9 protein-coding genes and 1 pseudogene are annotated in these 10929 nt (G+C 71.9%); 6 read left to right on the forward strand and 4 right to left on the reverse strand.

Features of this window, described 5'->3' with window-relative positions; translation table 11 throughout:
• Nucleotides 1-1137: glycosyltransferase family 2 protein (locus tag ABZ896_RS49805; RefSeq protein ID WP_360945152.1), on the reverse strand; the 1137-nt coding region annotated here is incomplete at its 3' end.
• 203 nt (nt 1138-1340) lie between these two features.
• A complete protein-coding gene (locus tag ABZ896_RS49810; protein ID WP_003990679.1) occupies nt 1341-1604 on the reverse strand; it encodes a WhiB family transcriptional regulator in 264 nt (87 codons plus the stop codon).
• A 619-nt stretch (nt 1605-2223) separates the two neighbouring features.
• Between ABZ896_RS49810 and ABZ896_RS49815 the strand changes: the two genes are divergently transcribed.
• From ABZ896_RS49815 to ABZ896_RS49830, 4 genes and pseudogenes are all read left to right on the forward strand, one after another.
• On the forward strand, nt 2224-2733 hold the full coding sequence (locus ABZ896_RS49815; RefSeq protein ID WP_360945156.1) for a cysteine dioxygenase family protein: 510 nt from the start codon (nt 2224-2226) through the stop codon (nt 2731-2733).
• 34 nt (nt 2734-2767) lie between these two features.
• A pseudogene (gene cofD / locus ABZ896_RS49820) lies at nt 2768-3685 on the forward strand (2-phospho-L-lactate transferase); the annotation flags it as partial.
• 27 nt (nt 3686-3712) lie between these two features.
• Entirely contained in the window at nt 3713-5170 is a 1458-nt protein-coding gene (locus ABZ896_RS49825; protein ID WP_360945174.1) for a coenzyme F420-0:L-glutamate ligase, read from the forward strand.
• Between the two features lie 51 nt (nt 5171-5221).
• Nucleotides 5222-6226 (forward strand): DNA-3-methyladenine glycosylase 2 family protein, encoded by a 1005-nt coding sequence (locus ABZ896_RS49830; RefSeq protein ID WP_360945159.1) that lies wholly within the window; start codon nt 5222-5224, stop codon nt 6224-6226.
• A 65-nt stretch (nt 6227-6291) separates the two neighbouring features.
• Here the strand turns inward: ABZ896_RS49830 and ABZ896_RS49835 are convergent, their stop codons facing one another.
• Complete coding sequence (locus tag ABZ896_RS49835) at nt 6292-7374, reverse strand: NDP-sugar synthase (RefSeq protein ID WP_360945162.1); 1083 nt, start codon at nt 7372-7374, stop codon at nt 6292-6294.
• An 81-nt stretch (nt 7375-7455) separates the two neighbouring features.
• On the reverse strand, nt 7456-8871 hold the full coding sequence (locus ABZ896_RS49840) for a peptidoglycan recognition protein (protein WP_360945165.1): 1416 nt from the start codon (nt 8869-8871) through the stop codon (nt 7456-7458).
• 128 nt (nt 8872-8999) lie between these two features.
• On the opposite strand from ABZ896_RS49840, the gene ABZ896_RS49845 reads away from it, so the two are divergent.
• Both ABZ896_RS49845 and ABZ896_RS49850 read left to right on the forward strand, forming a co-directional pair.
• On the forward strand, nt 9000-9734 hold the full coding sequence (locus tag ABZ896_RS49845) for a TIGR03089 family protein (protein WP_360945168.1): 735 nt from the start codon (nt 9000-9002) through the stop codon (nt 9732-9734).
• Between the two features lie 170 nt (nt 9735-9904).
• Nucleotides 9905-10929: LCP family protein (locus tag ABZ896_RS49850; protein WP_360945171.1), on the forward strand; the 1025-nt coding region annotated here is incomplete at its 3' end.

Consider the following 10929-nt stretch of genomic DNA (forward strand, 5'->3'; position numbering starts at 1 on the left):
GAGCTCGGTCTTGTCGACGACCGACGCCCCGCGTTTGCGGCGCCCGGCGATGATCCGCTCGGGCCGCAGCAGGGTGCCGAGCAGACCGCGGATCTCGTCGAGGGCCTGTCCGGGGACCTTGCCGACGAGGTAGGCGACGGTCCGCAGCAGGGTGCCGACGACCAGGCGCAGCAGCACCCAGGGCAGCAGGGCGGTACGGGTGTTGACGAGCAGGGTGTAGACGGCGCCGGCCTTGTCGACCTTGTGCGGCGAGGCCGTGGTGCGGCCCGCGCAGTCGACGGCGCGGCGCTCGCGGGAGGCCGCCTCCGCGTGGCGTACGACGGCGTCGGGGGCGATGAGGACGCGGTGGCCGGCGGCCTGGGCGCGCCAGCACAGGTCGACGTCGTCACGCATCAGGGGCAGCCGCCGGTCGAAGCCGCCGAGCTGCTCGAAGACGTCCCGGCGGATCAGCATGCCGGCGGTGGAGACCGACAGCACGGAGCGGACGTGGTCGTGCTGTCCCTGGTCCTGTTCACGGCGGTCCAGGCCGGTCCAGCGGCGGCCGGAGTGGGCGATGGAGACGCCGACCTCCAGGAGCTGCCGTCTGTCGTACCAGCCGCGCAGCTTGGGGCCGACGACGGCGACGTCGTCGCGGCCCAGCTCCAGTTCGTTGTCCACGACGCGCAGCAGCTGGGCCAGGGCGTCGGGCTCCGGGGCGCTGTCGTCGTGCAGGAGCCACAGCCACTGGATCGGTTCGCCGTACGGCAGTTCCGGCATGTCGTAGGCGTCGTCGCGCCAGGTGCGCGTGACGGGGTCCCAGCCGCTGGGGCGCTTCAGGTACGGCAGCTCGTCCGGGGTCAGCACGGGCGCGGTGCGGCCGACCTCCTCGACGGCCTGGCCGAAGCCGGTGCGCCGGGCCAGGTGCAGGACGCGGTCGGCGCCCAGGGCCTCGGTGACCAGCCGGGCGGAGTCGTCCGCGCTGCCGGTGTCGGCGGCCATGGCGAACTGGACGGGGCGCTCCTGGCCGAGCAGCCCGGCGAGCGCCTCGGGCAGCCAGCGGGCGCCGTCGTGGGCGACGAGCACCGCGGTCACCACATGACGCGGGAACTCAGGAGTGGCAGCGGACGCTTGCGCCGCCGTGTGGCTGTGCACGGACATCGAGGTACGGGCCCCGGTTCGGTGGACTGCGGTGGGCGCCTGTGCCCGCTGGGGGCGGCGAGGCGTCTCGGACGAGCGACCACACTATCGCCCGAGCACGACGGCGGCCCGCCGCCTGTGGATAACCCACCTGCGACGGGCCGTACGGTTGCGGGCGAAAAGGGCCGGACACCGGCCGACGTCGGGCAGACGTCGGGCAGCCGTCAGACGGCAGCCTTCTTCAGCCGACGGCGCTCTCTCTCGGACAGGCCGCCCCAGATGCCGAAGCGTTCGTCGTTCGCGAGGGCGTATTCGAGGCACTCGGAGCGGACCTCGCAGGAGAGGCAGACCTTCTTGGCCTCGCGGGTCGAGCCGCCCTTCTCGGGGAAGAAGGACTCGGGATCGGTCTGGGCGCACAGCGCGCGCTCCTGCCAGCCGAGTTCCTCGTCCGCGTCGTCGACCAGCAGTTGCTGCACCAGCTCGGTCATGTGCGCCCCTCGTCTGTCTTTCGCGTCCCCGTGCGGTGGCCGTCACCGATTTCGGCTGAACGACACGAGTGAAATTACAAGTGTGCTGCTCCGGGCGAGTCAAGCCGAGATCTGCTATTGGGCCCCTTATTCACTCTGCGGAACCAAGGCCTTGCGGAAAGTGTTCAAATCGGCATAAACCTTGACAAGCAGATGAGGCCCGAGAGGGGTCGCGCTCCCACCTCAGGCCTTGGGGACCTATACGAGGAAGGACGCCCAACTGTTCGATCCCGTTCCCGGTTGTGCGCACCATGTGTCCCCGTCGCCGCATGAACAAACCTTTCACCTCACAGATGAACCGGATCCGGTGAAACGTGTCCCACATGGCGGTGTCGAGTTGACAGTGCAGGTGTGAACCGATTGCCTTGTGGGCATGCTCGCGAACTTGGCACTCACCACGACCCGCACCGCCGGGTCCCTCGGTGCTGCCCACGCTCGCCGTAGCTGTTGTTGCTGTCCCAGCTGTTGAGCCACATCCGCTCCAGCTGCCGACCGAGTCGTCCGTGACCCGGACGGGACTCGGTCGTCGTTCCCTCTGACCATCTCTTCACTGATCTTCACTGAGGAACCACCGCACCCCATGAACAGCGACAGCGACCTCCAGATCGCCGGCGACCTGCTCGAAGTCCCACACCTCCTCCAGGCCCCGCGCGAACACCCGGCCACCGTGGCCGAGTTCGTCGGTCTGGCGCGCTCCATCGCCGCCGACCGCGCGCAATGGGCGCACCTCGTGCGGTACGACGCGACGAGCCGCTGGTACCACCGGCTGCGTACCGGTCCCGGTTACGAGGTGTGGCTGCTGTCCTGGGTGCCCGGACAGGGCAGCGGACTGCACGACCACGGCCGCTCCTCCGGGGTCCTCACCGTCCTGGAGGGCGCGCTCACCGAGCGGACCGAGCGGGGCACGCGCGCGTTGGCGGCGGGGACGCAGCGGGTGTTCGCGCCGGGGTACGTCCACGAGGTCGTCAACGACGCGCTGGAGCCGGCCGTGAGCCTGCACGTCTACTACCCGGGGCTCACCGAGATGCCCATGCACACGGCATGCACGGCGCGCGAGGCGTTCGGCGAGGTGGACGTCGTCACCGCGTGACGCGTTGTCGTACCCGCCTGCAAGACTGGTTCCCATGCGAATCGTGGTTCTGGCAGGCGGCATCGGCGGTGCCCGTTTCCTGCGCGGTCTCAAGCAGGCCGCGCCGGACGCGGACATCACGGTCATCGGCAACACCGGGGACGACATCCACCTCTTCGGTCTGAAGGTCTGCCCGGACCTCGACACGGTGATGTACACGCTCGGCGGCGGCATCAACGAGGAGCAGGGCTGGGGGCGGGCCGAGGAGACCTTCCACCTCAAGGAGGAACTCGCGGCGTACGGCGTCGGGCCCGAGTGGTTCGGGCTCGGGGACCGGGACTTCGCCACGCACATCGTGCGCACCCAGATGATCGGTGCCGGGTATCCGCTGAGCGCGGTGACCGAGGCGCTGTGCGACCGGTGGAAGCCGGGGGTGCGGCTGATCCCGATGACCGACGACCGGGTCGAGACGCATGTGGCGGTCGAGGTGGACGGCGAGCGCAAGGCCGTGCACTTCCAGGAGTACTGGGTGCGGCTGCGGGCGTCGGTACCTGCCCACGCGGTGGTGCCGGTGGGCGCGGAGCAGGCGAAGCCGGCGCCGGGTGTCCTTGAGGCGATCGCCGGGGCGGACGTGGTGCTGTTCCCGCCGTCCAACCCCGTCGTGTCCATCGGGACGATTCTCGCGGTGCCGGGTATCCGGGAGGCGATCGCGGAGGCCGGGGTGCCGGTGGTGGGCCTCTCCCCCATCGTCGGGGACGCGCCCGTGCGGGGCATGGCCGACAAGGTCCTCGCGGCGGTCGGCGTGGAGTCCACGGCGGCGGCGGTCGCCGAGCACTACGGGTCGGGGCTGCTGGACGGCTGGCTCGTCGACACCGTGGACGCGGGCGTCGTGGAGCGCGTCGAGTCGGCCGGCATCCGCTGCCGGGCCGTCCCGCTGATGATGACGGACCTGGAGGCGACCGCGCGGATGGCCCGCGAGGCTCTGGAGCTGGCGGAGGAGGTGCGGGGGGGCTTGAGCGGCGAGATCTCCGGCGGCGCGGGGAGAGAGACGGCGGACACGGTCGCGGGCAGGGCCGCTCCGGAGGCGGAGCGCGATACGGCGGGTCCGGCCTCCACGCCCCGTTCAGCCCCCTCGGCTCCCTCGGCTCCCTCGGCTCCCTCCGCCGACGGCTACCGCGTCTGGGCCCTCGCCGGGATTCCCGAGGTGCAGCAGGGGGACGATGTCGCCAAGCTCGTCGCCGCCGCCGAGCCGGGGCTGGTGGACGGGGACGTCGTGCTCGTCACCTCGAAGATCGTGTCCAAGGCCGAGGGACGGGTCGTCCAGGCGGGTGACCGGGAGGCCGCGATCGACGCCGAGACCGTGCGGGTCGTGGCGCGGCGCGGGGCGCTGCGGATCGTGGAGAACCGGCAGGGGCTCGTCATGGCCGCCGCCGGGGTCGACGCCTCCAACACCCCCGCCGGGACCGTGCTGTTGCTGCCCGAGGACCCGGACGCGTCCGCGCGGGCGATCCGGGACGGGCTGCGGGACGCCCTCGGGGTCGACGTGGGCGTGGTCGTGACCGACACCTTCGGACGGCCGTGGCGCACGGGACTCACGGACGTGGCGATCGGCGCCGCCGGGGTGCGGGTCCTGGACGACCTGCGCGGCGGCACGGACGCGTACGGCAACCCGCTCAGCGCGACCGTCGTGGCGACGGCGGACGAACTCGCCGCCGCCGGTGACCTCGTCAAGGGCAAGTCCGCCGGGCTGCCCGTCGCCGTCGTGCGCGGGCTGCCGCACGTCGTGGCCGAGGGCCACGGGGAGGGGGCGCGGGCCATGGTGCGCGGCGCGCGCGACGACATGTTCCGGCTGGGGACCTCGGAGGCGGTCCGGGAAGCGGTCACCCAGCGCCGTACCGTACGGGCCTTCACGGACGAGCCCGTCGACCCCGGTGCCGTGCGGCGGGCGGTGGCGCTGGCGGTCACCGCGCCCGCGCCGCACCACACGACGCCGTGGCGGTTCGTGCTGCTGGAGTCCGCCGAGTCGCGGACCCGGCTCCTCGACGCCATGCGGGACGCCTGGATCGCCGATCTGCGCCGCGACGGGAAGTCCGAGGAGTCCATCGCGAAGCGGGTCCGGCGCGGCGACGTCCTGCGCAACGCGCCGTATCTGGTGGTGCCCTGTCTGGTGATGGACGGGTCGCACGCGTACGGCGATCCGCGGCGGGACGGGGCCGAGCGGGAGATGTTCGTCGTGGCGGCGGGGGCGGGCGTGCAGAACCTCCTCGTCGCGCTGGCCGGGGAGCGGCTGGGGTCGGCGTGGGTGTCGTCCACGATGTTCTGCCGGGACGTGGTCCGCGAGGTGCTGGGGCTGCCGGCCGACTGGGATCCGATGGGCGCCGTGGCGGTCGGGCATCCGGCGGAGGAGCCGCGGCCGCGGCCGGAGCGGGATGCCGGGGCCTTCATCGAGATACGGTGACGCGGCCGGGCTCCTAGAACCGCACCCTCTCGCACCCCAGGGACCTCATTCGTGGCAGGACGTTTCGCTCCGCGGCCCACGCGTACAACTGTGCGCGGTGGAGAGGTCGTCGTGCCCGCCGCGCGGGGAGCGGGGTCCGCGGAAGCGGGGCGGGTGCGGCGCTGGGTGCCCGAGTGGCCCGTAGAACTCGGGCTGGTGCTCGGGGCGCTCAGGCGGGGGCCCGGGGATCCGACGTTCCGGGCGCTGCCGGACGGGTCCGTGTGGCGGGCCTGCCGTACGCCTCTCGGCGCCGGGACCCTTCGGGTGTCGGTGTACGGCGGTGAGGTGCGGGGGGAGGCGTGGGGGCCGGGGCGGGAGTGGCTGCTCGACCGGTTGCCGGAGTTGCTGGGGGCCGCGGACGATCCGGCCGCGTTCGTGCCGCGGCACCGGGTGGTGGCGCGGGCGTGGCATCGGCGGCCGGGGCTGCGGCTGACGCGGACCGGGCTGGTGCTGGAGTCGTTGATCCCGTCGGTGCTGGAGCAGAAGGTCACCACCGACGAGGCGTATCGGGCGTGGCGGTTGCTGGTGCGGAAGTTCGGGGAGCCGGCGCCGGGGCCTGCGGCGGGTGGGCGGCTGTGGGTGATGCCGTCGGCTCGGGAGTGGGCGTTGATTCCGTCGTGGGAGTGGCATCGGGCGGGGGTCGACAACAAGCGGGCGTCGACGATTCTGCGGTGTGTGCGGGTCGCTGCGCGGCTGGAGGAGGCGGTGGGGATGACTCCGTCCGCCGCGCAGGCGCGGTTGGAGGTGGTGCCGGGGGTGGGGCCGTGGACCTCGGCGGAGGTGGTGCAGCGCAGTCATGGGGCGGCGGACGCGGTGACCGTGGGAGATCTGCATCTGCCGGGGATCGTGGGGTGGGCGTTGGCCGGGGACCGGGACGCGGACGACGCGGCGATGCTGTCTTTGCTGGAGCCGTATGCCGGGCAGCGGCATCGGGCGGCTCGGCTGATCCTGCTGAGCGGGGTGGTGCCGGCGCGGCGGGCGCCGCGGATGCCTCGCGGGGACATCGGGCGGTTGTGAGGTGGGGTGGGTGGGGGCGACGCCGGACGGGCTGAACGATCCCGACCGGCGTGGAGCCTCACTCCCTATTGGTCCGACGAGAATCTCACCGCGCCCGCTGGGATGCGGGCGTCGCACCAGACTCGGGCTCCCTCGCGGAGTTCGTTGTCGGGGCCGATGGTTGCGCCGTCGCCGATGACCGTGCCGGTGAGGATGGAACGGCTGCCGACGCGGGCCCGGGTGCCGATGAGGGAGTCGGTGATGACGGCGCCGGGTTCGATGACCGCGCCGGGGAGGATCGTGGAGCCGTAGACGCGCGCGCCCTCCGCGACGAACGCGCCCTCGCCGACCACCGTGCCGCCGGTGAGCTTCGCGTCGGGGGCGACCCGGGCTGTCGGGAGGATCAGGCGGTCGCCGCAGCGGCCGGGGACGGCGGGTGAGGGGGCCCGGCCCAGGACCAGGTCCGCCGAGCCGCGGACGAAGGCGGCCGGGGTGCCGAGGTCCAGCCAGTACGTCGAGTCGACCATGCCCTGGAGGTGGGCCCCGGCGGAGAGCAGGTCGGGGAAGGTCTCGCGTTCCACAGAGACCGGACGGCCCGCGGGGATCGTGTCGATGACCGAGCGGCGGAAGACGTACGCCCCCGCGTTGATCTGGTCGGTGACGATCTCCTCGGGCGTCTGGGGCTTCTCCAGGAAGGCCAGCACCCGGCCCGCGGGATCCGTGGGGACAAGGCCGTAGGCGCGCGGGTCGGTGACCTTCGTCAGGTGGAGGGAGACGTCGGCGCCGGTGCGCTGGTGGGTGTCCACCAGCGCCCTGATGTCCAGGCCGGTCAGGATGTCGCCGTTGAAGACGAGGACCGGGTCGTCGGGACCGGCGTGCAGCCGCGCGGCGACGTTGCGGATCGCGCCGCCGGTGCCGAGGGGCTCCTCCTCGGTGACGTACTCGATGCGCAGACCGAGCGAGGAGCCGTCGCCGAAGTACGGCTCGAAGACCTCGGCCAGATAGGACGTCGCCAGCACTATGTGGTCGACCCCCGCAGCTCTCGCCCGGGCCAGCTGGTGGGTGAGGAAGGGGACGCCGGCCGCGCGGACCATCGGTTTGGGCGTGTTGACCGTGAGCGGACGCAGCCTCGTGCCCTTGCCGCCGACCAGGAGGATCGCTTCTGTCACCTGTCGTCTCCGCTTCCTGCCGGATTTTTCTGCCGAGTATGCAGACGTTGGTATGGCGGTGCGGGTTCGGGGGGCTTGCTCTCAGCGGCCCTGGTAACGGGCGGCCGACGTGCGGGTGGCGCCGAGCTTGCGGTAGAGCAGCCGGCCGGGGCACTCCGTGGCGAAACCGTCCCGGTGACCGGAGATGACGTTCAGTCGCACATTCTTACCTTTGCGGTAGAGATTGCCACCGCCCGACTTCAGATATGTCCGGCCGCTCGGGTTGGCGCCGAAGAGCCCGAGCTTCCACGCGGTGAGCTTCGCGACGGCCTTCGTGGCGGCGGCCGGCGGCTTGGTGGTGTCGTAGCTGCCGAGGACGGCGATCCCCATGCTGTTGGTGTTGAACCCGAGGGTGTGCGCGCCCAGGACCGGCTTCGCCACGCCACCGGCCCGGCCCTCGTAGATGGTTCCGCACTTGTCGACGAGGAAGTTGTAGCCGATGTCGCGCCAGCCCATGCTCTTGACGTGGTAGCGATAGATACCGCGAATGAGCGAGGGGGCCTCAGCACACCGGTATCCGTTGCCGGACGCCGTGTGGTGCACGAAGACCGCCTTGACCTTCTTCGAGTACACGAACTTCTTCTCGCGCAGCCTCTCGTCGGCCCCCCAGCCGCGCCGGGTGACGATCCGCGGACGCGGTCCGATGTACGGCTTTCCGCGCGGCGCCACCTGGGCCGTCCCGTCGGCGCGCAGGGCCGACAGCTCCCGCAGGGTCTGCGCCCTGTTCAGTGCCGGGATCTCGGTGGCGCCGAGGGGGGCGAGGTCGAGGTTGGCGGCGGAGGCGTCCGGGACGGTGCGGGGCACGACCGTGGTGCGCGGGGCGCCGGCCACCGCGGGCTCCCGCTCCGGCGCCCGCTCCCCCGGGTCCACGAGTTCCAGACGCAGGCCGGTCGGGAGGGGCGCGGAGATCGCCGTACGGTCGTCTCGGGTCGCCTCCTCCGTCGTACGGTCGAGGTCCTGGGCGGCCTGGACGCGGACCTCCACGCCGTCCGAGTCGCCCACCCACAGCGGTGCGGTGGCGCCGCGGACGCGGCCGGAGGTGCGCTCGGCCGTGCCGGGGTCGGCGGCGTCGTCGTTGTGGGTCTCCAGGCCCTGCCAGCCGGACCAGGCGCCGGTGCCGGCGGCGCGGGTGCGGACCTGGACGGTGCCGTGCAGGACGGTGTCCGGGTCGTCCCAGACGACACCGACGAGGGAGAAGTGGCGTACGTCCCGGCGGGGCAGGCCCTGTTCGGCCGCGGGGCCGAGGGCGCGGGAGCGGCCGAGCGCGGCGAGGGGCAGGGACTGGGTGGAGCCGGGGGCTTCCGCGGGCGTCGCTGGTCTTCCGGCCGCGGGGACTTCCACGCCGGGTCTGGGGGCCGGGTGCGCCGCCGGGGTCGCCGCGGTCGCGAGCGGGGTCAGGGGGAGGGCCAACGCGGCCGCGCAGGTGACGCCGATCGAGGAAGCAAGAAGTCCACGCATGGTTCGATCCTGGACATAGTCATATAAATCTGTCCATCCGGGAACTGACGGACCGTCTGGTGGCGTTGCGCCGAATCGGTGGCCCCTGTCGGTGGGGTGCGGACCACCGGCCGCGTACGCTTTCTCGGGTGAACGCCACCGATCGCACCCCTGCCGACCTGCTGCGTTCCGCGCTCGCCGCGGATCCCGGGCGTCCCCTGGTGACCTTCTACGACGATGCCACGGGGGAACGGGTCGAATTGTCCGTGGCCACCTTCGCCAATTGGGTGGCCAAGACCGCGAATCTGCTCCAGGGGGATCTGGGGGCGGGGCCCGGGGACCGGGTCGTGCTGCTGTTGCCGGCGCACTGGCAGACGGCCGTGTGGTTGCTGGCGTGTTCCTCGGTGGGGGTGGTGGCGGACGTCGGTGGGGATCCTGCGGGGGCGGACGTCGTGGTGAGCGGGCCGGAGTCCCTGGACGTGGCGCGGGCGTGCCGTGGGGAGCGGGTGGCGTTGGCGTTGCGGCCGCTTGGGGGGCGGTTTCCGCAGGTTCCGGATGGGTTTGTCGACTATGCGGTCGAAGTGCCGGGGCAGGGGGATCGGTTCGTGGCGTTCTCGCCGGTGGATCCTGACGAGGTCTCGTTGGTCGTGGCTGGGCGGGAGTTCAGTGGGGCCGAGGTTGTCGAGCGGGCTCGGGAGTCTTCGGGTGGGGAGCGGGTGTTGTCCGGGTTGTCGTATGACACTTGGGACGGGGTGAACGTCGGGTTGTACGGGGCGTTGGCCTCTGGGGGTTCCGTGGTGTTGTGCCGGAACCTTGAGGCGCTGGGCGAGGAGGCTCTTGCCAAGAGGGTGGAGAGTGAGCGGGTTACGGCTATTCGTCGGTGAGCTGCTGAGCGCTGCCGGGTGCGGGTTGTCTGTGGCTGGTCGCGCAGTTCCCCGCGCCCCTAGGTAGGACGGGTCACCCGAGTGGAGCAGTAGCGGTCTCCCCGCTCGCCCCTCACGGGTCATGGTCATAGGACCGACACGTTCTTACGCCATGAGGGGTGGGCTCTGCCGTGACCGCAAGTGCTCGCACACTCGGGCCCGGGGTCGGGGCGTCCGCGAGTGGGCGGCGTAGGCGTAGGCGGCTGCGGTACGGCGGAGTCGGCGCCGCCCTCCTCCTAGGAACCCTCGGGCTCGGTTCCGGCCTCTACGCCAAGCTCGACGGGAACATCACCGCCGATTCCGCTGCCGCCGCCGAGCTCGCTCGGTATGAGAAGGAGCGGCCGACCTCGTTGGTGAAGGACGCGCAGAACATTCTGCTGATCGGGTCGGACTCGCGGGCCGGGGACGGGAATCGGCGGTACGGGCGGGATTCGGGGACCGAGCGGTCGGACACCGCGATCCTGTTGCATCTGGCGGCCGGGCGGCGCAGCGTCACCGCGGTGTCGGTGCCGCGGGATCTGATGGTGGACGTACCGGGGTGTCTGCGGGCGGACGGGGGGCGTACCGAGCCCCGGTTCGCGATGTTCAACTCCGCTTTCCAGGTGGGGGGTTCGGCGTGCACGATCCGGACCGTCGAGAAACTGACGGGGATTCGCGTGGACCATCACATGGTCGTCGACTTCCACGGCTTCAAGGACATGGTGGACGCCGTCGACGGGGTCGAGGTGTGTCTGCGGGAACCCGTCCGGGACAAGGCCGCGAAACTCCGGTTGCCCGCGGGGCGGGTCACGCTCGACGGGGAGCAGGCGCTCGGGTACGTGCGGGCGCGCAAGTCGCTCGGGGACGGCAGCGACACCGAGCGGATGGGCCGTCAGCAGCGGTTTCTCGGGGCGCTGGTCAACAAGGTGCAGAGCAACGACGTACTGCTGAATCCGGTGCGGCTGTATCCCGTGCTGGACGCGGCCACCTCGTCGCTCACCGCGGATCCGGACCTGGCGAGCCTGCGCGGGCTGTACCAACTCGTGCGCGGGCTGCGGCACATCCCCGCCGGGCGGGTGCAATTCCTGACCGTGCCGAGGGAGTCGTACATCCACGACCGCAATCGCGACCAACTCGCGCAACCGGCGGCCCGGCGGCTTTTCGAACGGCTGCGCAA

It is taken from the genome of Streptomyces sp. NPDC047072 (assembly GCF_040643855.1).
GTDB lineage: Bacteria > Actinomycetota > Actinomycetes > Streptomycetales > Streptomycetaceae > Streptomyces.

Bases quoted from the DNA above. Each gene is read 5' to 3' on its own strand.
- ABZ896_RS49810 (WP_003990679.1), bottom strand. From the start codon at position 1,604: ATGACCGAGCTGGTGCAGCAACTGCTGGTCGACGACGCGGACGAGGAA.
- ABZ896_RS49815 (WP_360945156.1), top strand. From the start codon at position 2,224: ATGAACAGCGACAGCGACCTCCAGATCGCCGGCGACCTGCTCGAAGTC.
- ABZ896_RS49840 (WP_360945165.1), bottom strand. From the start codon at position 8,871: ATGCGTGGACTTCTTGCTTCCTCGATCGGCGTCACCTGCGCGGCCGCG.